General features: G+C 67.8%; 18 protein-coding genes. 8 read left to right on the forward strand and 10 right to left on the reverse strand.

Annotation, left to right across the window (positions count from 1 at the left end):
• Nucleotides 1-12: 12 nt before the first annotated feature.
• From lapB to cmk, 5 genes are all read right to left on the reverse strand, one after another.
• Entirely contained in the window at nucleotides 13-1,191 is a 1,179-nt protein-coding gene (gene lapB, locus ICG51_RS00680; RefSeq protein ID WP_190281080.1) for a lipopolysaccharide assembly protein LapB, read from the reverse strand.
• Nucleotides 1,192-1,193: 2 nt separating this feature from the next.
• Complete coding sequence (locus ICG51_RS00685) at nucleotides 1,194-1,457, reverse strand: lipopolysaccharide assembly protein LapA domain-containing protein (RefSeq protein ID WP_190281081.1); 264 nt, start codon at nucleotides 1,455-1,457, stop codon at nucleotides 1,194-1,196.
• A gap of 73 nt (nucleotides 1,458-1,530) precedes the next feature.
• On the reverse strand, nucleotides 1,531-1,833 hold the full coding sequence (locus ICG51_RS00690) for an integration host factor subunit beta (protein ID WP_190281082.1): 303 nt from the start codon (nucleotides 1,831-1,833) through the stop codon (nucleotides 1,531-1,533).
• 77 nt (nucleotides 1,834-1,910) lie between these two features.
• Nucleotides 1,911-3,611, reverse strand: a complete 1,701-nt coding sequence (gene rpsA, locus ICG51_RS00695) for a 30S ribosomal protein S1 (RefSeq protein ID WP_190281083.1) — start codon at nucleotides 3,609-3,611, stop codon at nucleotides 1,911-1,913.
• A 163-nt stretch (nucleotides 3,612-3,774) separates the two neighbouring features.
• Complete coding sequence (cmk, locus tag ICG51_RS00700) at nucleotides 3,775-4,455, reverse strand: (d)CMP kinase (RefSeq protein WP_190282294.1); 681 nt, start codon at nucleotides 4,453-4,455, stop codon at nucleotides 3,775-3,777.
• Between the two features lie 138 nt (nucleotides 4,456-4,593).
• Here cmk and ykgO point away from each other — a divergent pair, with 138 nt between their 5' ends.
• The 5 genes from ykgO (at nucleotide 4,594) to ICG51_RS00725 (ending at nucleotide 8,338) form a co-directional block, all read left to right on the forward strand.
• Nucleotides 4,594-4,719 (forward strand): type B 50S ribosomal protein L36, encoded by a 126-nt coding sequence (gene ykgO / locus ICG51_RS00705; protein WP_010342887.1) that lies wholly within the window; start codon nucleotides 4,594-4,596, stop codon nucleotides 4,717-4,719.
• A 115-nt stretch (nucleotides 4,720-4,834) separates the two neighbouring features.
• Nucleotides 4,835-5,164 carry a hypothetical protein gene (locus tag ICG51_RS00710; protein WP_190281084.1) on the forward strand — a complete coding sequence of 110 codons (330 nt, stop codon included), beginning with the start codon at nucleotides 4,835-4,837 and terminating at the stop codon, nucleotides 5,162-5,164.
• Between the two features lie 48 nt (nucleotides 5,165-5,212).
• A complete protein-coding gene (locus ICG51_RS00715; protein WP_190281085.1) occupies nucleotides 5,213-6,244 on the forward strand; it encodes an agmatine deiminase family protein in 1,032 nt (343 codons plus the stop codon).
• Nucleotides 6,244-7,131 (forward strand): carbon-nitrogen hydrolase, encoded by an 888-nt coding sequence (locus tag ICG51_RS00720; protein WP_190281086.1) that lies wholly within the window; start codon nucleotides 6,244-6,246, stop codon nucleotides 7,129-7,131. Before ICG51_RS00715 ends, ICG51_RS00720 begins: the two co-directional genes overlap by 1 nt.
• Entirely contained in the window at nucleotides 7,124-8,338 is a 1,215-nt protein-coding gene (locus ICG51_RS00725) for a TraB/GumN family protein (protein WP_190281087.1), read from the forward strand. Before ICG51_RS00720 ends, ICG51_RS00725 begins: the two co-directional genes overlap by 8 nt.
• A gap of 6 nt (nucleotides 8,339-8,344) precedes the next feature.
• Here ICG51_RS00725 and ICG51_RS00730 read toward each other — a convergent pair whose 3' ends face one another.
• From ICG51_RS00730 to ICG51_RS00745, 4 genes are all read right to left on the reverse strand, one after another.
• Nucleotides 8,345-11,050, reverse strand: a complete 2,706-nt coding sequence (locus ICG51_RS00730) for a bifunctional acetate--CoA ligase family protein/GNAT family N-acetyltransferase (RefSeq protein ID WP_190281088.1) — start codon at nucleotides 11,048-11,050, stop codon at nucleotides 8,345-8,347.
• A 102-nt stretch (nucleotides 11,051-11,152) separates the two neighbouring features.
• Complete coding sequence (locus tag ICG51_RS00735; RefSeq protein WP_190281089.1) at nucleotides 11,153-14,224, reverse strand: efflux RND transporter permease subunit; 3,072 nt, start codon at nucleotides 14,222-14,224, stop codon at nucleotides 11,153-11,155.
• A gap of 4 nt (nucleotides 14,225-14,228) precedes the next feature.
• Nucleotides 14,229-17,726, reverse strand: coding sequence for an efflux RND transporter permease subunit (locus ICG51_RS00740; RefSeq protein ID WP_190281090.1), 3,498 nt, complete (start codon nucleotides 17,724-17,726; stop codon nucleotides 14,229-14,231).
• Nucleotides 17,723-18,865: an efflux RND transporter periplasmic adaptor subunit gene (locus tag ICG51_RS00745; RefSeq protein ID WP_190281091.1), complete on the reverse strand. Its 1,143-nt coding sequence runs from the start codon at nucleotides 18,863-18,865 to the stop codon at nucleotides 17,723-17,725. Before ICG51_RS00745 ends, ICG51_RS00740 begins: the two co-directional genes overlap by 4 nt.
• Before the next feature lie 242 nt (nucleotides 18,866-19,107).
• Between ICG51_RS00745 and ICG51_RS00750 the strand changes: the two genes are divergently transcribed.
• From ICG51_RS00750 to ICG51_RS00760, 3 genes are all read left to right on the forward strand, one after another.
• Nucleotides 19,108-19,524: a cytochrome c gene (locus ICG51_RS00750; protein ID WP_190282295.1), complete on the forward strand. Its 417-nt coding sequence runs from the start codon at nucleotides 19,108-19,110 to the stop codon at nucleotides 19,522-19,524.
• A gap of 8 nt (nucleotides 19,525-19,532) precedes the next feature.
• Nucleotides 19,533-19,964 (forward strand): c-type cytochrome, encoded by a 432-nt coding sequence (locus tag ICG51_RS00755; protein ID WP_190281092.1) that lies wholly within the window; start codon nucleotides 19,533-19,535, stop codon nucleotides 19,962-19,964.
• A 129-nt stretch (nucleotides 19,965-20,093) separates the two neighbouring features.
• Nucleotides 20,094-20,357 (forward strand): DUF6522 family protein, encoded by a 264-nt coding sequence (locus tag ICG51_RS00760; RefSeq protein ID WP_190281093.1) that lies wholly within the window; start codon nucleotides 20,094-20,096, stop codon nucleotides 20,355-20,357.
• Nucleotides 20,358-20,476: 119 nt separating this feature from the next.
• On the opposite strand, the gene nuoN is transcribed toward ICG51_RS00760, so the two are convergent.
• Nucleotides 20,477-21,946: an NADH-quinone oxidoreductase subunit NuoN gene (gene nuoN, locus ICG51_RS00765; protein WP_190281094.1), complete on the reverse strand. Its 1,470-nt coding sequence runs from the start codon at nucleotides 21,944-21,946 to the stop codon at nucleotides 20,477-20,479.
• Nucleotides 21,947-21,949: the final 3 nt, after the last annotated feature.

Consider the following 21,949-nt stretch of genomic DNA (forward strand, 5'->3'; position numbering starts at 1 on the left):
AGCAGCGCCAGCTCAGACCACCGCATAGTTCAGCAGCGGCTTCACCGTGCCCCACTCCTTGCAGCTGGGACACTGCCAGTGATGGCTGCGCGCGCCGAAGCCACACCGGTTGCAGCGGTAACTAGGATTGCGCACCAGCAACTGGTCGGTGACCAGCTTGAGGTCGTGCAGGGTCGCCTCGGCATCGGCCCGGTCGGCCAGACTGAGGTCGATCAGCGCTGCCTCACCGCGCACCGATGGCCGATCCTTGAGCTGCTCGGCGAGGAAGCGACGGGCGGCGCTCACCCCCTCTTCCGTCTCAACCATCCGGGTGAGCGCCAGCACCGGCGCGATGCCGCGATAGTGCTCACTCATCTCGCTCAGGAAGGCGCGCGCGCCGGTGCGCTCGCCAGCCCTGGTGTAATTTTCCAGCAGCATCGGCAGGATCACCGGCAGGTATTCCGGGTCGTGTCGCGCGGCCCGCTCCAGCGCACGGATCGCGCCCTGCGGATTGCCGGCCTCGGCCTCGATGCGGCCCTCGGCGATCCCTGCGCGCACCGAGGTTGGATCCGCGGCGTAGGCACGCGCCAGCGCCGCGCGCGCCGCCTCGATCTCGCCGTTGGCACGGTGGCGATCGGCCAGTTCGCATTCGAACTGCCCGATCAGCTTGCCCATCGGCTCGCCCGAAACCTCCTCGAAGCGGGTGGCGTTGCCGATCGCCTTCTCCCAGTCCCGCTCCGACTGGTAGATGCCGATCAGGTGCCGCAATGCCTGCGGCGCGCGCTGGTCCAGCTGGGCGAGATCGTTGAACACGGTCTCGGCCCGGTCCAGCAGCCCCGCACGCATGTAGTCCTCGCCGAGCGCCGACAGCGCCTGGATCTTCTGCAGGTCGCTCAGGTCCGGCCGCTGCGCCAAGGCCTGGTGCAGGCGGATCGCACGATCGACCTCGCCGCGCCGGCGAAACAGATGGCCCAGCGCGACCTGAGTCTCGAAGGTGTCCCTGTCCAGTTCGGCGACGTGCAGGAACAACTCGATCGCCTTGTCTGGCTGCTCGTTGAGCAGGTAGTTCAGACCGCGGAAATAGGTGGTCGACAGCTTGCTGACCTGGTTGCCGCTGTGCTGCTCGCCGCCACGGCGGCCGACCACCCAGCCCAGCAGGGCGGCCAGCGGCACGAAGATGACGAACCACATCCACTGGTTGAGAAAATCCACGATCAGCTCCCTGGTTCCGTTGCCGGTCCGCCCGCGCTCTCCGCACGGCGCAGCCGTTGCCGCAGCGGCGCCACCACGCCAACCGTCACCAGCAACCCGCCCGCCAGTACGCCCAGCAGGAGCGCGACGAGGACACCCAGCCCGAGGCTGGTGTGCAACGTGGCGAAGCCGAGGTCCAGCGCGATCGGCTGGGGGTTGAGCGCGCCGACGACTCCGCCGGCCAACAGGCAGGCGACGGCGGCAACAAATCGAATGAATGACGCCACGATCTGGAATCCGGTTGCGGCAACCCCGCAAGCTTAACGGACTGGACCGCTGATCCGCGTCCCCGGTGCCGCGTCAGTCCTGAACAGGCAGCGGCAATACGCCGGTGACCCGCTCGCGCAGTTCCTTGCCCGGCTTGAAGTGCGGCACATGCTTGCCCGGCAGGGCGACGGCATCGCCGGTCTTCGGATTGCGGCCGGTGCGTGGCGGCCGGTAATGCAGCGAAAAACTGCCGAACCCGCGGATCTCGATCCGCTCGCCGGCGGCCAGCGCCGCTCCCATCATCTGCAGCAGCGTCTTCACCGCCATGTCGACGTCGTCGGCTTTGAGATGCGGCTGGCGGCGAGCGAGCAGTTCGATGAGTTCGGACTTGGTCATTGCGATGTTGGTTCGGGCGCCGAGAAAACGGCGGCCCGGCCGAAGCCGGGCCGCCGCATGTCAAACGGCCGGATGGATCAGTCGGCCTTGCTGTTCAGCTGCTCGCGCAGCAGCGCGCCCAGCTTGGTGGTGCCGCTGGCGGCGTCGGCGTGGGCCTTGTTGTACTCGGCCAGTGCTTCGGCGGTCTCGGCGGCGTCCTTGTCCTTGATCGATAGCTGCAGGCTGCGGCCCTTGCGGTCCATGCCCACGAACTTGGCCTCGACTTCCTGGCCGACCTTCAGCACCTGGCTGGCGTCTTCGGTGCGCTCGTGGCTGATGTCGCGCACGGACACGTAGCCTTCCACGCCCTCGCCCAGATCGATGACCGCACCCTTGGCGTCCACTTCCTTGACAGTGCCCTTGACCTTGGTGCCCTTCGGGTTGGCAGCCATGAACTGGCCAAGCGGATCCTGTTCCATCTGCTTGACGCCCAGCGAAATGCGCTCGCGCTCCGGGTCCACCGCCAGCACCACCGCCTCGAGCGTGTCGCCCTTCTTGTAGTTGCGGGCGATTTCCTCGCCGGTGGAGTTCCAGCTGATGTCGGACAGGTGGATCAGGCCGTCGATGCCGCCGTCCAGGCCGATGAAGATGCCGAAGTCGGTGATCGACTTGATCTGGCCGGACACCTTGTCGCCCTTCTTGTGGATGGCGGCGAAGGTTTCCCACGGGTTGCTGGTGACCTGCTTGATGCCCAGCGAGATGCGGCGACGCTCTTCGTCCACGTCCAGCACCATGACCTCGAGCTCGTCACCGACCTGCACCACCTTGGCCGGGTTGACGTTCTTGTTGGTCCAGTCCATCTCGGACACGTGCACCAGGCCTTCCACGCCCGGCTCGATCTCGACGAACGCGCCGTAATCGGTGACGTTGGAGACCTTGCCGAACACGCGGCAGTTGGACGGGTAGCGGCGGGCGATGTTGTCCCACGGATCCTCGCCCAGCTGCTTCAGGCCCAGCGACACGCGGTTGCGCTCGCGGTCGTACTTGAGCACGCGGACGTCCAGCTCCTGGCCCACTTCGACCACTTCGGACGGATGGCGCACGCGCTTCCACGCCATGTCGGTGATGTGCAGCAGGCCATCGATGCCGCCGAGGTCGACGAACGCGCCGTAGTCGGTCAGGTTCTTGACCACGCCCTTCAGCACGGCGCCCTCGACCAGCTTCTCCATCAGCTGCTCGCGCTCTTCCGAATGCTCGGTCTCGACCACCGCGCGGCGGGAGACGACCACGTTGTTGCGCTTGCGGTCCAGCTTGATGAGCTTGAACTCCAGCTCCTTGCCTTCCAGGTACACCGGGTCGCGGACCGGGCGCACGTCGACCAGCGAGCCCGGCAGGAACGCGCGGACGTCCTTGATGTCGACGGTGAAGCCGCCCTTCACCTTGCCGCTGATGCGACCGACGATGGTGGCGTTGGCTTCCAGCGCCTCTTCCAGCTCGTCCCACACCATGGCGCGCTTGGCCTTCTCGCGCGACAGCACGGTTTCGCCAAAGCCGTTCTCGAGGGAGTCGAGGGCGACCTTGACCTCGTCGCCAATGCCGACGTCGATTTCACCGGCGTCGTTGCGGAACTGTTCGATCGGAACGATGCCTTCGGACTTCAGGCCGGCGTTGATGACCACGACGTCGTTGCGGACATCGACCACGATGCCCTTGACGATGGCGCCGGGCTTGATCTTGGCCCAATTGGCCTGGCTGGCTTCGAACAGTTCGGCGAAGGATTCGGTAGCTACGGAGTTCATGAAAAATCTCGGGTGGATACACAGGCGGCCCACAGCAACGGGGCGGCCCACCTTGGGTTGGTTGGCGTTCGCGCAGGAGGCGCTTGGCCATGTGTGGACGGAGGAAAACCGCAAGCACGGATGTGCTCGCGGAACTGTGTCTGCAGCGCTGGAACCGGAGCCGTCAGGCCGTGTGGCGGGTGACGACGTCCAATACCCGGGCGACAACTGCATCGATGGCCAGGCCGGTGGTGTCGATGAGGACGGCATCGGTTGCCGGACGCAGCGGCGCCACCGCGCGATTGGCATCGCGGGCATCGCGGGCGAGGATCTCGCGCAGCAGACCGTCGATTGTGACCGAAACCCCTTTGTCTTTCAACTGCTTATAGCGCCTTTCCGCGCGCTCCTCGGCGCTGGCGGTCAAAAACACCTTGTGACCGGCGTCGGGAAAGATCACCGTCCCCATGTCGCGACCGTCAGCCACCAGCCCCGGCGGCTGGCGGAAGGCCCGCTGGCGCTCCTTCAGGGCCGAGCGGACCTCGGGGATGGCGGCGATGGCGGAGGCCGCCGCGCCGGCGGTTTCGGTGCGCAGCTCCAGGGTGGCATCGACGCCGTTGACGATGACCCGCGGCTCGCCGTCGCCGTCATCGCGGAAACCGACCTCGGTATCGAAGGTGCAGCGCACCAGCGCCGAGGCGTCGGACAGGTCCAGGTCGGACCAGCCCGCGGCAATGCCGACCGCGCGGTACAACGCGCCGGAATCGAGGTAGTGCCAGCCCAGCCGGGCGGCGACGAGGCGGCTGATGGTGCCCTTGCCGGAGCCGGAAGGGCCGTCGATGGTGAGAACCGGAACGGAGGAGTTCATGGCCGGCATTATGGAACCAACCCGCCGGCGGCGCAGGCCGCGCGAAGGAAACATCCCAACCTGTTGAAAAGGCAGCCGAATACCCGTTAGAATGCGCGGCTTCGCGTTTTATCCCATTCCATTTGCCGAGGTTTCATCATGAAGGTCCTGTCCTCCCTGAAGTCGGCGAAGGCCCGTCACCGCGACTGCAAGGTGGTTCGCCGTCGTGGCAAGGTCTTCGTGATCTGCAAGTCCAACCCGCGTTTCAAGGCGCGCCAGCGCTGAGACCGGCGTGAAGGTGCCGCGCCCTGCGCGCGGCCCGACCCCGTGAAGGCCGCCGCAAGGCGGCCTTTTGCGTATCGGCATAGAATCCGGCCTCCAACCCATCGGGAGCTCCGCCATGCGCCGCACGTCCCGCACCCTCGTCCTCGCCCTGCTTGCCACCGCCTCCGGAATCGCCTGCGCCGGCGACACGCTGCTGATCCAGCGCGTCCAGGAGGAGCCGGGCAGCCTGCCCGCGCGCGGCCTGCGCATGGCCCAGGTGGAAGCCCGTTACGGTGCACCGGCCGAGCGTCTGGACCGTCGCGGTGGCCAGAAGCGGGCGTGGCCGGTCATCGACCGCTGGGTCTATCCCGCCTTCACCGTCTATTTCGAGAAAGGCCGGGTGATCGACGCCGTGGCCAACAAATCCGGCGCGGACGAGATCGGCCCCAAGCCGGCCACCCGCTGACGCCCCCTCCCTGCCTGCGCCGCGGCGCCGGACTTTCCTGCAGAACCGATGACCGAATCTTCCGTGCGCTTCCCCGCCGAGTGGGAACCCCAGTCGGCGATCCTGATCGCGTGGCCGCATGCCGGCACCGACTGGGCCGACCGGCTTGGCGATGTCGAGGACACCTACATCGCGCTGGTGCAGGCGATCACCCGCTTCCAGCCGGTACTGATCTGCGTGGCCGACGACGATGTCGAAACCTATGCCGACATCCGCCTGCGCTCCAACCGGGTGGACATGGCGCAGGTGCGGTTCGTGACCGTCGCCTACGACGACACCTGGCTGCGCGATTCCGGTCCGATCTCGCTGCGTGACGGCGACCGCCTGCGCCTGCTCGATTTCCGCTTCACCGCCTGGGGTGGCAAGTTCGAAGCCGGTCGCGACGACCTGCTGGTGGAAACGCTGGCCGCGCAGGGCGTGTTCGGCGATGCCGCGCGCCAACGCATCGATTTCGCGCTAGAGGGCGGCGGCATCGAGACCGACGGCAACGGCACACTGCTCACCACCTGGCGCTGCCTGCACGAGCGCCATCCCGACGCCAGCCGCGAGGAGCTGACCGCGCAACTGTCGGCGTGGCTGCACCAGGACCGCGTGCTGTGGCTGGACCACGGTGCGCTGGAGGGCGATGACACCGACGCCCATATCGACACCCTGGCCCGCTTCGCGCCAGGCGATGCGATCGTCTTCCAGGCCTGCGACGACGAGGCGGACTCGCATTACGCCGACCTCAAGGCGATGGCCGACGAGATCGCCGCGCTGCGCACCCGCGACGGCAAGCCGTATCGCCTGTTCCCGCTGCCGTGGGCCCGTCCCGTCCTCGACGAAGGCCGCCGGCTGGCGGCTAGCTATGCCAACTTCCTGATCGTCAACGGCGCGGTTTTGATGCCGGCTTACGGCGATGCGGCCGACAATGCCGCGGCCGCCGTGCTGGCGCAGGCGTTCCCCGGACGCGAAATCGTGCAGGTGCCCTGCCGCCCGCTGATCTGGCAGAACGGCAGCCTGCACTGCATCACCATGCAATTGCCGGAGGGTCTGCTCTGATGTCCAGGTACAGCAAGCTTCCTGTCGCCCTCGTGCAGGAGCGCAACCACGGCGACGCCGAGGCCAACCTCGCGGTGATCGAAACCCGCGTGACCGAGGCTGCAAAATCGGGGGCGAAACTCGTCCTGCTGCAGGAACTGCACAACGGCGCGTACTTCTGCCAGCACGAATCCGTCTGCGAATTCGACCTGGCCGAGCCCATTCCCGGTCCTTCGACCGCGCGTCTGGCGGCGCTGGCGAAGCAGCACGGCGTGGTGCTGGTCAGCTCGCTGTTCGAGAAGCGCGCTGCCGGGCTGTACCACAACACCGCGGTGGTGTTCGATGCCGACGGCTCGATCGCCGGCAAGTACCGCAAGATGCACATCCCGGACGATCCGGGGTTCTACGAGAAGTTCTACTTCACGCCGGGCGATCTGGGTTTCACGCCCATCGACACGTCGGTGGGCCGCTTGGGCGTGCTGGTGTGCTGGGACCAGTGGTATCCGGAGGGCGCGCGACTGATGGCGCTGGCCGGCGCCGAGCTGCTGCTGTATCCGACCGCGATCGGCTGGGACCCGGACGATGCGCAGGACGAGAAGACCCGCCAGCGCGATGCCTGGGTGCTCAGCCACCGCGGCCATGCCGTGGCCAACGGCCTGCCGGTGCTGTCGTGCAACCGCGTGGGCCATGAGACGTCGCCGCTGGGCGCTTCCGGCATCGACTTCTGGGGCAACAGCCACGTGCTGGGGCCGCAGGGCGAGTTCATCGCCGAAGCCGGCACCGAGCCGACCCTGTTGCTGGCCGAGGTGGACATGCAGCGCAGCGAACACGTGCGCCGGATCTGGCCGTTCCTGCGCGACCGCCGCATCGACGCCTACGGCGACCTGACGAAGCGCTACCGTGACTGAGGCCGCCACGCAGGACAGCGCCAGCTACGCTGGCCAGCCCGTCGTCGAGCTCGAGCGCGACGGCGTCCGCTACACCCTCCTCGGCACTGCCCACGTGTCCAAGGCCAGCATCGACGCGGTCAACGCTGCCATCGACAGCGGCCGCTTCGACGCGGTGGCAGTGGAGCTGGACGAGCAGCGCCACAAGGCGCTGACCCAGCCCGACGCGTTGGCGCAGCTGGACCTGGTCAAGGTCATCCGCGAGAAGAAGGTGGCGCCATTCGCCGCCAACCTGGCGCTGGCGGCCTACCAGCGTCGGCTGGCCGAACAGCTGGGCATCGAGCCGGGTGCGGAACTGAAGGCCGCGGCCACCGAGGCGGTGGCACGCGGGCTGTCGCTGCAGCTCATCGACCGTGACGTGGGCATCACTTTCCGCCGCATCCTGCAGGGCCTGAGCTGGTGGGACCGCGCCAAGCTGATCGGCAGCGTCGTCGCCGGCCTGTTCGACCGCGAGGACGTCTCCGAAGCCGACATCGAGCGGCTGAAGGAAGGCGACATGCTGGAGTCCAGCTTCGGTGAGTTCGCCCGCGAAACGCCGACGCTGTACGCCAGCCTGATCGACGAGCGCGACCGCTACATGGCGGCGAAGCTGCGCGAGCGCGGCGACGGTGCGAAGCACGTCCTCGCCGTGGTCGGAGCCGGCCACCTCAAGGGCATGGCGAAATACCTCGCCGAAGAGCAGCGTGCGCCGCAGGCGCTGACCGAGGAACTGGTGCAGGTCCGGCAGAAGCGCAACATCCCTTGGATCACCCTCACCCTGATGGTACTGATCTGTGGCGGCATCGCCTGGGGGTATTTCCACGGCGGCCGCGACCTGGGCCGCGACCTGCTATTGCAGTGGGTAGCCTGGACCGGCGGGCTGGCGGCGCTGGGTGCGCTGCTGGCGCGCGGGCACGTGCTGAGCATCCTGGCCGCCGCCATCGCCGCACCGCTGAAGCCGTTCCGCCCCGGCCTGCCTCCGGGGATGTTCAGCGCACTGGCGGAAGTGCATCTGCGCAAGCCGGCCTACCCCGACTTCCTTGCCCTGCGCGACGACGCGCAGACGCTGGCGGGCTGGTACCGCAACCGGGTGTGCCGGGTGGTGCTGGTGTTCCTGCTGAGCAACATCGGGAGCGCGGTGGGCGTGTGGATTTCCGGCGCCAGCATCCTCGGCCGGCTGATCCACTGACCTGCCTCAGACCTGCGCGCTGGCCACGTCCAGCGCCACGTCCATCAGCATCATGTCGTCCGGGTCCACGCTGACCCGGAAACCCAGCTGCCGGCACATCCGCAGCATCGTCGCGTTCTCGCGCAGCACCTGTCCTTCCACCGTCTTCAGGCCCACGCTGCGCGCGTACTCGACCATCATCCGCATCAGCTGCCAGCCGATGCCGTAGCCCTTCAGGTCCGAGCGCACCAGGATGCTGTACTCGCCCTTCTCGAAGTTGGCGTCGGCCAGCAGGTGGACCACGCCCAGCAGCTGGCCGGTATCGGTGCCCAGCGCCACCAGCGCGATCGCCCGCGCGTAGTCGAGCTGGGTCAGCCGGGCGATGAATTCGTGGTTGAAGTGGCGCACGGTGGAGAAGAATCGCAATCGCAGGTCTTCGTCGCTGATGCGGCCGAAGAACTCGCGGAACAGCGCTTCGTCCTCGGGCCGCACCGGGCGCACGAACATGCGCTCATCGTGGGCAAGGTCGACTTCGCGCTCCCATTCCGACGGATACGGGCGGATCACCATCCGCGAATGCCAGGGCCCGCGGTTCGGGCCATCGTCGGCGGGCGCGATGGCCACGCGCGCATCCACCGCCACCACGCCGTCGCGATCGGCCAGCAGCGGATTGATGTCCAGCTCGCGCACCTGCGGGATGTCGGCGGCCAGCTGCGCCAGCTTCACCAGCACCAGTGCCACCGCGCGTTCATCGGCAGCGGGCACGTCGCGGTAGGCCTTGAGGATGCGCGAGACGCGGGTGCGCCCGATCAGCTCGTGCGCCAATCGCAGATCCAGCGGCGGCAGCGCCAGCGCCTTGTCGTCGATGACCTCCACCGCGGTGCCACCGCGGCCGAACACCACCACCGGGCCGAAGGTCGGGTCGTCGGCCAGGCCGACGATCAGTTCGCGCGCCTTCGGCTTGAGCACCATCGGCTGCACGGTCACGCCGTCGATACGCGCCTCCGGACGCAACGTCCTTGCGCGCGCCAGGATCGCTTCGGCAGCTTCGCGCACCGCCGCGCCGCTGGTCAGGTTCAGGCACACGCCGTCCACGTCCGATTTGTGGATGATGTCCGGCGACAGGATCTTCAGTGCGACCGGCTTGCCGGCGGCCAGCAGCGGCGCGGCCACCTGCTCGGCCTGCGCGGGGTCGGTGGCCAGTGCGACCGGCGTGGCCGGGATGGCATAGGCGCGCAGCAGCGCGGCGACCTCCAGCGGGTCCAACCAGCGCCGACCTGCCCCCAACGCACCCTCCACTACCGCTCGCGCCGCGGCAGTGTCCACTTCGAAATCCTCCGGCAGACTTGGTGGCGTCTCCATCAGCGCCCTCTGCGCCTCGTGATGGCGCACCAGGTACATGTAGCCGCGCACTGCGTCCGCCTCGCTGGAATAAGTCGGCACCCCCGCTGCGTCCAGTCGCGCGATGGCGTCCTGGCCGGCACCTACCCATACGCCCAGCACCGGCTTGCCATTGGAGTTCCGTGGGCGGCCTGCGAGCACGCCTGCCACCGCCGCGGCCGTGTCATGCGATGACGACAGCGCGGTGGGCACGTGCATGGCCAGCACCGCATCGTTCTCCGGACTGGCCAGCAGCGCCTCCAGCGAAGCGGCGTAGCGTGCGGCGTCGGCGTCGCCGATCACGTCGATCGGATTGGCGCGCGACCAGGTTGGTGGCAGCAGCGCCTCCAGTCGCTCGCGTGTGGGATCGTCGATCGCCGCCAGCGTGCCGCCCATGTCCACCAGCCGGTCCACCGCCAGCACGCCGATGCCGCCGCCGTTGGTGAGGATGGCCAGCCGTCGCCCCGGCGCGCTGCGCAGGTGGCCCAGCGTTTCCGCTGCAGCGAACAGCTCGTCCAATGCCATCACCCGCAACAGCCCGGCACGCCGGAAGGCCGCGTCGTACACGCTATCGGAACCCGCCAGCGCGCCGGTATGGGTGGCGGCGGCGCGCGCACCCTGCGCGTGCCGGCCGGACTTGACCACCACCACCGGCTTGGCACGCGCGGCAGCTCGGGCAGCCGACATGAACTTGCGCGCGTCCTGAAGGGACTCGATGTAGAGGAGGATCGCGCGCGTCTTCGGATCCTGCGCGAACCAGTCGAGCAGGTCGCCGCCGTCCACGTCCAGCGCATCGCCCAGCGACACCACCGCCGAGAACCCGACACCGCGCGCCTTGCCCCATTCCACCAGCCCCGAGGCGATCGCGCCGGACTGCGATACCAGCGCAAGATCGCCGGCCAAGGGGGCGCCAGCGGCAAAACTGGCGTTGAGGCGCGCATGCGGCGCCATCACCCCCAGGCAATTCGGGCCGACGATGCGCAGGCCGCGTGCGCGTGCCGCGGCCTGGGCCTCCTCCAGCAGCGAGCCGGGACCGTGTCCCAGCCCGGCGGTGACGATGATGGCCGCACGCGCGCCAACCGCTGCAGCCTCGGCGATCACCCGCGGCACCGTGGCCGCCGGCGACGACACCACCACCAGCTCGGGCACGAATCCCAGGTCGGCAAGCCGCGCTACCGCCGCCACCCCGTCGATCTGCGGATAACGCGGGTTGACCACGCCCAGCGGCCCGGCGAAGCCGCCATCGCGCAGGTTGCGCAGGATGGCGCGACCGACCGAGCGCTCGCGCGGACTGGCACCCACCAGTGCCAGCGAGCGCGGCCGGAACACCGCGTCCAGTGCGTAGGTACTCATCCCGGAACCATCTCCCGCGCCGTGTTGCCACACACGATAGCGCGTCCGGCGCCCACGCCGGTCCCCTCGCATGCCGCGGGGAGGCGATCCCCGCGGCGGCGATCAGGCCGCTGCCGCAGCGCGTCGCTGTGACCGGGTCATGCGCGCCCGCTGCAGCAGCCGCGACGTACCGGTGCGCAGGTCGTCCAGCAGCGCGTAGATGGTGGGCAGGAACAGCAGGCTGACCACGGTGGAGAACGCCAGGCCGCCGGCGATCGCACGCGCCATCGGGTAGTACGGCGGCATGCCGTCGGCGGTCTTGGTGGACAGCGCGATCGGGATCATCGCCAGGATCGCGGTGCCCATCGTCATCATGATCGGGCGCAGGCGCTCGCGGCTGCCCTCGACCAGCGCGTCGATGCGCGGCACGCCGCGGCGGCGCAGATTGTTGATGTGCTCGATCATCACGATGCCGTTGTTCACCACCACGCCCATCAGCACCAGGATGCCGATCACCGCCATGATGTTCATCTCGGTGCCGGTGAGCCAGAACAGCCAGTACACGCCGAAGATCGAGAACAGCACGCAACTCATGATCGCCAGCGGGAACAGCAGCGATTCGAACACCGCCGCCATGATCACCAGCATCAGCACCAGCGCGATCCCGATCGCGCGCACCATCTGGTTCATGCCGTCGAAGTTGATGTTGAAGCCGGCGCCGTCGAAGGTATAGCTGTAGCCCGGCGGGAACTGGACGTTCTTCAGGGTGTCCTCGATCGACTTGCGGGCGTCCTGCATGGAAGCACCCTGCGCCAGCCCGGCCTGCACCTGCAGCATGGTCTGCCGGCTCTGTCGCTGGATCTGGGTGGCGGCAGGCGTGGTGTCCACGTCCACCATCGCCAGCAGCGGCACTTCGGTGCCGTTCGGCGCGCGCACCAGGAAGGTGGACAGGTCCTCCACGCTGTAGCTGTCGGAGCCGGCGAAGCGCACGTTGACGGGGATCTCCACGTCCTCGCGGTGGAAATCACGCAGAGACGAACCGCGCAATGCCATGCCGACGAACTGGGCCACCTGCTGCGCGCTGAAGCCATAGGCCGCCGCACGCTCGCGGTTGACCTGCACCTTCAGCTCGGTGTTGGCGTCGCCGGTGTCCACGCGCACGTCGCGTAGCTTCGGGTTGCGCCCCAGGATCGGCACGATGTCGTCCGCCAGCTCCTTCAACGTCTGGGTGGAGTCGCCGATCAGGCTGAAGGTGATTCCCTGCCCGTCGCCGCTGCCCATGCCGCCCGGCCAGCCGATGCCGAGGTTTGCCCGCGCGGACTTGGGCAGCCCCTTGCGCACCTCCTCGGAAATCTTCTTGTTCTGCTCGGCGTCGTCGATGGTCAGGAACAGGCGCGTCTGTGCCCAGCCCTGTTCGCTGTAGCGGCTGTAGACGCGGTCGATCTTGAAATCGTCGCGGTGCGCATTGACGAACTGCTCGACCCGCGCGACCTCCTTGCCCATCTCCTCCTTGGAATAGGCCCCCTTCCACTGGTAGAAGATGTTGATCTCGGTGGGGTCGCTGTCGTCACCGCTACCGGTGGTGTTCATCATCGGATACACGCTGACCAGCGAAATCGCCAGGATCCCGGCCACGCTCCAGCCACGATGCAGCAGGGTCCAGCGCAGCAGGCGGGCGTAGCGCGCCTGCAGGCCGGTGATGAACGGGGACTTCAACGCCGGCGGCGTCTTCATCCGTGCCGAGAGCATCGGGATCAGGCTGATGGCCACCAGCCACGAGGCCAGCAGCGACACCGAAATGGTCACCGCCAGCTGGCTCAGATAGATGGTGATGATGTTCTTCTCGCCGAACAGCATCGGCAGGAACACCACGCAGTGGCACAGGGTGCCGGCCGACAGCGCGATGGCCACGTGGCGCGTGCCGATGATCGACGCCAGCCACGGCTTGCCGGGGTATTTCTCGCGCTCCTGGTAGATGCTCTCGACCACCACCACGGCGTTGTCCACCAGCATGCCCACCGCCAGCAGCAGGCCCATCATCGAGATGATGTTGAGGGTGATGCCGGCGAAGTACATGAATCCCAGCGTCATCGTGAAGCAGATCGGGATCGCCGTGGACACCATCAGGGTGGACGGCCAGTGGCGCAGGAAGGCATACAGCACCACAACCGACAACAGCAGGCCGATGCCGCCGGCTTCCGCCAGCGCCAGCAGCGAGCTGGTCACGGCCTGGCCCTGGTCGTCGGTGACTTCGATCTTCACCCCGCGCATGGCCGGATCCTGCTCGAGCAGCGTGATCTCCTTGCGCACCATCCGCGACAGGTCGACCAGGTTCGCCGCACGCTCCTTGTAGATGTCCACGCCCACGCTGGGCTTGCCGTCCATCCGTCGCACGTAGTTCATGCGCTGCGGCTGCAGGTTGACGTCGGCGATGTCGGACAGGCGGGTGCCCTTCTTGTCGATGCGCAGGTCGCGCAACTGCTGCAGCTGCTGCAGCTCGCCCAGCGGCTGCACGCGCAGGCGCTGGCCGGCTTCGGTGATCTCGCCGGCGGACACCGCGAAGTTCGCGGCCTGCAGCTTCTGCACCAGCTCGTTCAGCACCACCCCGTGCGCGGTCAGGCGGTCCTTGTCCAGCGCCACCAGCACTTCCTGCTTGGCCACGCCCTCCACTTCCACCCGGGCCACGCCGGGCAGGCGCTCGAGCCGCTGCTTGATGCTGCGCTCGATCAGGTCGGCGCGGGTGGTCAGGTCGACGCTGCTGGTCAGGCGCAGGCTCAGCGCCTCGCGGTCCGAGGTGCTCCAGCGCTGAACGAAGTAGCGGCGGAAATCATCCGGCAACTGGTCGCGGATCGCGTCGATGCGCTCGCGCGCCTCGGAGGCGGCGATGGCGATGTCCCGGCTCCAGTCGCTGAAGCGCACCTGGATCGAGCCGCCGTCCGCGTTGGCGCGCGAGTTCATCGACTCGATGCCGGGCATCGTCGCCAGCGCTTCCTCGACCGGGCGCACCAGGTTGCGCTCCACCTCTTCCGGGGTGGAGCCGGGGTACGGCAGCGACACGAAGAAGAACGGGATGGTGGCTTCCGGCTCGGCCTCGAGCGGCAGGCGGAAGGAAGCGATCAGGCCGATTGCCACCATCGACACGAACAGCATGATCGTGGTGATGGGGCGGCGGATGGAGAGCTCGGTGATGTTCATCCGGTCAGGCCTTCGCGCCGCCATTCAGCGGGTCGTGTTCGTGCGAGATCATCTCTGCCGCCTGCGCCGCCACGGCGCGCGCGCGCCGCCCGCGCTCCGCGTAGAACTCGTCCGGCTTGCGGTCCAGCAGGTCGTAGACCACCGGGATCACCAGCAGGGTCAGCAGGGTCGATACCAGCAGGCCGCCGATCACCGTGATCGCCATCGGGCTGCGCACTTCCGCACCATCGCCGAAGGCCAGGGCCAGCGGCAGGAAGCCGAACACCGCGCACAGCGTGGTCATCATGATCGGGCGCAGGCGCGAACGCGCACCCTCCACCAGCGCGGTGCGCTTGGCCACACCCTCCTCGCGCAGCTGGTTCACCTTGTCGATCAGGATGATCGCGTTCTTCACCACCAGCCCCACCAGCAGGATCAGGCCGATGAACACCACCACCGAGGCCGGCGAGCCGGTCATCAGCAGGGCGGCCACGGCGCCCACCAGCGCCAGCGGGATGGTGAACAGGATGACGAACGGGTGCAGCAGGGACTCGAACTGCGAGGCCATCACCAGATAGACCAGGAAGATCGCCAGCGCGAACGCGAACAGCAGCGACCGGATGGATTCGCCCAGCTCCTGGCCCTGGCCGCCGATGCGCATGTCGATGTCGGTGCCAAGGGGAGACTTCGCGACCATGTCGTTCACCTCGCGGATCGCGCCGCCAAGGTCGATGTCGCGCAGGTTCGCGGAGACGATCGCGACGCGGCGCTGGTCGGCGCGATGGATCTCGCTGGGCCCGGTCGTCGCCACCACATCGGCGACGGACGCGAGCTCGACGGGGGTGCCGCTGCCCGGATTGACGATCAACCGGCGCAGATCGTCCACCGAGTTGCGGTCGGATTCCTGCGCGCGCACCAGCACGTCGATCTTGCGGTCGCGGAAGCTGTAGCGCGTTGCCACGTTGCCCTTGACCTTGTTCACCACCACGTCGGCGATCTGGCGCGTGGTGAGGCCGAGCGCGGCGGCACGGTCCTGGTCGAAGCGGATCTGGATTTCCGGAAAGCCCTGCTCCACGGTCGACTTCACGTCGGCGTAGTGCGGATTTGCGCGGAGCATCCCGGCGAGCCGGTTGCCGGCCTTGCGGATGGTCTCCAGATCCGCGCCCTCCACTTCGATCTCCAATGGCGGCGACAGGCTGAACAGCTCGGGTCGGCTGAAGTCCACCTGCACGCCCGGGAAATCCTTCATCGTCTTGCGCAGCGCTTCGGTGAGCGGGACTTCCGCATCGTTGCTTTCCATCACCACTGACAGCTTGCCGATGTTCTCGCCGCTTTCGGTGGGGCTGGCATCCAGCCGGGTGCCCGTGCCCGACACGCCATACAGCACACGCACGCCGGCATCCTTCGCATGCGCGGCCTGCACGTCGCGGACCAGCGCATCGGTCCTGGCCAGCGGCGTGCCAGGCGGGAGCTTGGCGGTCATGTCGAAGCGGTCCTGCGCGAACTGCGGGATCAGGTCGGTGCCCAGCAGCGGCACCGCCGCCATCGTCAGCGCGAACGCCAGCGAAGCCACCAGCAGCACCGGCGCGGGCCGCTGCAACGCCTTGGGCAACACCCGCATGTAGGCATGCTCGGCGCGGCCATACGGCGCCATCGCCAGGTCGCTCAGCTTGCGCATCACCGGTCCGACCACCGCGCCCAGGCCGCGCCACGCACGCACCACCACCCACGCCAGGCTGAAGAGGCCGTAGCGGAACAGCGCACCGACGCTGCGTCCGGCATAGGCGGCCGGCTTCTGCCAGCGCTTCTGCGGTTGCCAGTGCGCGGGCGCCGCTTCTTCCGGGAAGCCCAGCGGCGGACGGCCCTTCAGCGCACTCAGCATCGGGATCAGGGTCATCGCCACCACCAGCGAGACGCCGATGGCGATCGCCACGGTCAGGGCCTGGTCGCGGAACAGCTGGCCGGCGATGCCCTGCACGAACACCAGCGGCAGGAACACCGCGATCGTGGTCAGGGTGGACGCGACCACCGCCATGCTCACCTCGCGGGTGCCGGCAATCGCCGCCTCGAGAATGCCGAGGCCGCGTTCGCGCGCCTTGGCGATCGATTCCAGCACCACGATGGAGTCATCCACCACCAGGCCGGTGGCGAGCGCCAGACCACCCAGCGACATCACGTTCAGCGACAGGCCGAGCTGGCCCATGAAGAAGAAGGTGGCGATGATCGACACCGGCAACGACAGACTGATGACGAAGGTGCTCCAGCCGTCGCGCAGGAACAGGAAGATGATCAGCACCGACAGCAGGCCGCCGATCACGCCGTCCACCTTGACGTCGCGGATCGCGTTGCGGATGAAGATCGACTGGTCCTCGATGGTGGTCAGCTCGATGTCGGCGGGAAGCTTGTCGCGGATGGCCTTGAGCCTCGTTTCCAGCGCATCGGCGGTGGACACGGTGTTGGCATCGCCTTCCTTGTAGATCGCCAGCTCCACCGCCTCGCGACCGTTGAGGCGGATGATCGCCTCGCGTTCCTTGTAGCCCTGGCGCACCGAGGCCACGTCCCTCAGGCGCAACGGCGAGGTCCCCGCCTGCGTGTTGCCGCCCTGCGACAGCGCGGCCATCACCCGCGCATCGCCACTGGCCGCCGCCAGGCGCATTGCCTGTTCGTTGCCGGTATTGCCGGTCGACGCGCTGCGCGTGGTCAGCAGCATGTTCGCCATCTCCTCGACGGTGGCGAACTGGTTGACGGTGCGCACGAGGTAGCGCTGCGAACCCTCCTCCAGGCGTCCGCCGGAGACATTCACGTTCTCTTGCGCCAGCCGGTTGATCACGCTCTCCAGCGACAGGCCATACTGCGCCAGCTTGCGCTGGTCGATGTCCACCTGCACCTCGTCCTCGAGGCCACCGCCCACCTTCACCGCGGCCACGCCTTCGACCGGCTCGAGCTTGCGCTTGAGGTCATCGTCGGCGAAGCGGCGCAGCTCCATCAGCTGGCGGATACCCTCGGCAGCATCGCCATCCTGCCGTTTCGGCGACAGCGCCAGCCGCATGATCGGCTGGGTGGAGGGATTGAAGCGCAGCAGCACCGGCGGCTTGGCGTCCTGCGGAAACTGCAGCGCCTCCATCTTGTCGCGCACGTCCAGGCTTGCCTGGTCCATGTCGGTGCCCCAGGCGAACTCCATCACCACGTCGGACTGGCCGGTGCGCGACACCGACTTCAGCTTGCGCAGGCCCTTCACCACACCCAGCGCCTCTTCCGCCGGCTGTGAGATCAGGGTCTCGATCTCCGCCGGCGCCGCACCTTCGTAATCGGTGCGCACGGTCAGGGTGGGATAGCTGAGGTCGGGCAGCAGGTTGACCTTGAGGCTGCCCAGCGCGATCAGCCCGAACAGCACCAGTGTCAGCGTCATCATCGCGATGGTGACGCGCCGCCGGGTGGCGAACTCCACCAGGTTGAAGCCGGCCGCGGGCGCATGGTGCGGGTCCTGCGCGTGCTCCGGCCGAGGGGTCGAAGGCGAACTCATTTGGCGACCACCTTCGCAGGCGCCGGGGCGGGCGCAGCCTTGTCATTGATCACCTGGACCGCGCTGCCTTCGCGCAGGGCGGACTTGCCGGCCACCACCACCGGGTCGCCTGCGCGCAGGCCATCACGAACCTCTACCCATTCGCCATCGACGTAACCCAGCTTGAGCTCGGAGCGCACGGCTTTGCCGCCCTTGACCGTGAACACCGCTGGCGTACCGCCGTCTTCCAGCAGCGCGGTGCGGGGGATCACCAGTGCATCGGCGCGCTGGTCGTAGTTGATGCGGATGCGTCCGAACATGCCAGGCTGCAGCAGTCCGCCCCCGTCGAAGGCACAGATCACCCGGAAAGTGCCGCTGCCGGAGTCCACCACCGGCGACACCCGGTCGATGCGGCCGTCGAAGGTCTTGCCCGGCAGTGCGTCCACGGTGAGTTGCACTGCCTGCCCGGCCTTCAGGGTTTCGATTTCGCGCTCCGGCACGTTGAGCGTGGCTTCCAGCCGCGAGATGTCGACGATGGTGAAGATCGGCGTATTGATCTGCACCAGGTTGCCCTGCTTGATGCTGCGCGAAGCCACCACGCCGGAGATCGGCGCGCTGACCGTGCCGTAGGACAGTTCCAGCTTGGCCATGCGCAGCTGTGCGCGCGCGTTTTCGAGGTTGTAGCGCAGCTGGTCGACGTCGTTGACGCTGACCATCTTCTGATCCAGCAGCTGCGCGGAACGCCGGTAGTTGGCCTCCAGCTTGCGCACCTCCGCATCAGCCTGCGCGACCTGCAAGGTGGCGCGGTCGCGATCGATGCGGACCAACGCCTGGCCGGCGCTGACCTGCTGGCCGATGTCGGCATACACCTGCAGCGCAATGCCTGAGGTCTTCGCCACCACCTGCGATTCCGCGCGCGCTTCCAGCGGCGCGGTGCCGGCGTAGCTGGCGGAGATCGAGCGGGTGGACGCCTTGGCCACCTCCACCGGAATGGCCTCCGGCCCCTTGCTGGCCTGGTCCTTGCCATCCGGGCCCTTGCCGCCCTCGGCGCCACCACCCTTACAGGCGGCAAGCCCCAGGGCGACGGCCAACAGGCTGAGCCGGGCGAGCGGAAGCACGCGACGGAAGCGGGAAACGGGGGCCGGGATCAATGGGCGCATGGGGGAAATCGTCATGGGTTAGTGTTGTAGTCAAGTATGTCACCAGCGCCAGAAACCGCGCTATCCGCCGAAGGTCATGCATGCCTATGGCATGGCTGTCGGCCCGTCGGCGGACGGCGATCCGCCGATGCGGATGAGTCGCATGTGAAGTCCGGGCCTTTCGCCGCTATACTCGAATGAACGGGCGCCCAACACCAGCGCCCGACTTCCTTTACCGATACACAGTCCGGAACAGCCAGATGATGCGACCGCTGCCGATTGCCGCAAGCCTTGCCCTGCTCCTGGCGGCCTTTGCCGTCACTGCGCAGGATCCGTCCGCACCCGCTGCGGCCGATGCCCCCGCTCCCGCCACGGAAGCCGCGCCGGTTGCGGCCGCTCCCGCCCCGGCGGCGCCCGCCGCTCCCGCGGCCGGCGATGCCACCCGTGGCAAGGGCCTGACCTATACCTGCCGCGGTTGCCACGGCCTCACCGGCTACAAGAACGCCTATCCCAGCTACCACGTGCCCAAGATTGGCGGCCAGTCGGAAACCTACCTGCGCAATGCCCTGACCGAGTACGGCACCGGCAAGCGCAAGCACCCGACGATGCAGGCGCAGGCGGAGAGCTTCTCCCAGCAGGATATCGCCGACATCGCCGCCTACCTGTCCAGCCTGAAGTGAGCCGCGCCATGACCAAGACCTCCATGACCCTGCTCACCCTCGCCTGCGCGCTGGCCCTGTCCGCCTGCGGCGGCAAGTCCGAAGGCGGCCACGCTGCGGCGGGCGAAACCAAGTCCAGTTCCGCCGGCCTGCCCGACGGCAACATCGAAGCCGGCCGCGAATTCGCCGCCAAGGGTGGCGAAGGCATCGCCCCCTGCGCCTCCTGCCACGGCGCCGACGGCAATGCCCCGATCGACGGCATGTATCCCAAGCTGGGCGGCCAGTACGCCGACTACCTCGCGCAGGCGCTGCAGGGTTATCGCGGCGGTACCCGCGCAGGTGCCACCGCCGATGTGATGGCCGCACAGGCCAAGAACCTGAGCGACCAGCAGATCGCCGATCTCGCCGCGTACTACGCCAGCGTGCCTGGCAGCCTGCGGGACCTGCAGAACGCCAACTGAGCGCCCGCTCCGTCGCGCTTGACGAAAGGGGCCGCAAGGCCCCTTTCGTTTGCCTGCCGGTTGACCCCGGTCATGGCGCGGGGCACGCACAAACGGCGGAATGGACCGGTTACCGAACGGCAATACGCCATGGGCAAATCCATTCCGCTCGACCTCAACCCGGCGTTCGAAATCGAGATCGATGCAGCGCCGATCGCTGCCGCACTGGGTCTGCAACAGGACGCATTCCTGCGCCTGCTGGAGCAACGCAAGATCGACCGGCTGTGCGAGCGCGGCACCGGCGAGGACGCCGGCCTGTATCGCGCCACCTTCTATCACGGCACAAAGCGCGCGCGCGTGGTGGTGGACCGCCAGGGGCGCTTCGTCGGCGACGTGGAGCAACGCATGCGCTGACCGGTGTACGGGCACGTGCACGCGCAGGACATTGATCCCCGCACAAAGCAAAAGCCCGCCGGATGGCGGGCTTTTGCGTTTCACCGCATGGCGTCGCTGCGACGCCGGCGGCTACTGCATCAGGCGAAAGCCGCCTGGCACCAAGCCATCAGCGGATTCCAGAACACGCCCAGCACCAGCAGGCCGAGGGCGTTGACGCCGAATACCAGGCGCAGCATGCGGTCATCGCGCGGCACAACCGGTTCGCCGACCGGCTCGTCGAAATACATGACCTTGATGACGCGCAGGTAGTAGAACGCGCCGATCACCGCGAACAACACGCCGACGATGGCCAACCACAGCATGCCGCCGTTGATCGCCGCGCGCAGCACCGCCAGCTTGGCCCAGAACCCGAGGAACGGCGGGATGCCCGCCAGCGAGGCCATCACGCACAGCACCATGCCGGCGCTCCACGGGTCGCGTGCGTTCAGGCCCTTGAAGTCGTCGATGTTGTCGGCCTCGAAACCGCGACGCGCAAGCAGCACGATCGCACCGAAGGCCGCGGTGGCCATCAGCGCGTAGCTGATCGCATAGAACATCGCCGCCGCGTAGCCTTCCGCGCCGCCACCGGCCAAGCCGAGGAACAGGAAACCGACGTGCGAGATGGTCGAATACGCCAGCATGCGCTTGAGGTTGGTCTGCATCAGCGCGATGACGTTGCCCACCACAAGCGACAGCGCAGCCAGTACCGCCAGCATCGGCTGCCAGTGCTCGGCCAGCGGCGCGGCACCGAAGCCCAGCAGGCGCACCACCATAGCGAACGCGGCCAGCTTCGGCGCGGAGCCGATGAACAGGGTGATCGGGGTCGGTGCACCGTGGTAGACGTCGGGCAGCCACATGTGGAACGGCGCGGCACCGAACTTGAACGAGATGCCCGCGACCATGAACACCACGCCGGTCAGCAGCAGCATCGGCTGCGCCACGCCCGTGGCGGCTTCGCGGATCGCTGCCAGGTCCAGGCTGCCGGTGGCGCCGTACACCAGCGACATGCCGTACAGCAGCAGGCCCGAGGCCAGCGCGCCCAGCACGAAGTATTTCATCGCTGCTTCCGAAGCCAGGCGGCTGTCGCGGTCGATCGCGACCAGCGCATAGGAGCTCAGTGCCAGCAGCTCCAGGCCCAGGTAGACCATGATCAGGCTGCCGGCCGAGGTCAGCAGCATCATGCCGAGCACCGCGAACAGCATCAGCACCGACACTTCGCCCTTGTACAGCCCGCGCTCGCGCAGGTAGGGCCAGACGAACAGCAGTGCGATCGCCGACACCACGCAGGTGACGACCTTCAGCACGTCCGCCATGGTGTCGCGCACGAACATGCCGTTGAGCACCGCGGTGTCTTCGCCGACGCCAACGCCGACGCCGGCCGCGATCAGCCCACCCACCAACGCCAAGGTGGCGATGGAGAGCACGTGGGTGACAACGCGCTGGCTGTCCTTGAGGAACAGGTCCAGCATCAGCAGCGCGAACGCGGCGCCCACCAGCACCAGTTCGGGAATCAGCGGCAGCAGTTCGGTGGCTGCCGGCATGGCGAGAGTGGCCTGCATCGTCGTCATGTC

The organism is Thermomonas sp. XSG (assembly GCF_014678725.1).
Taxonomy (GTDB): domain Bacteria; phylum Pseudomonadota; class Gammaproteobacteria; order Xanthomonadales; family Xanthomonadaceae; genus Thermomonas.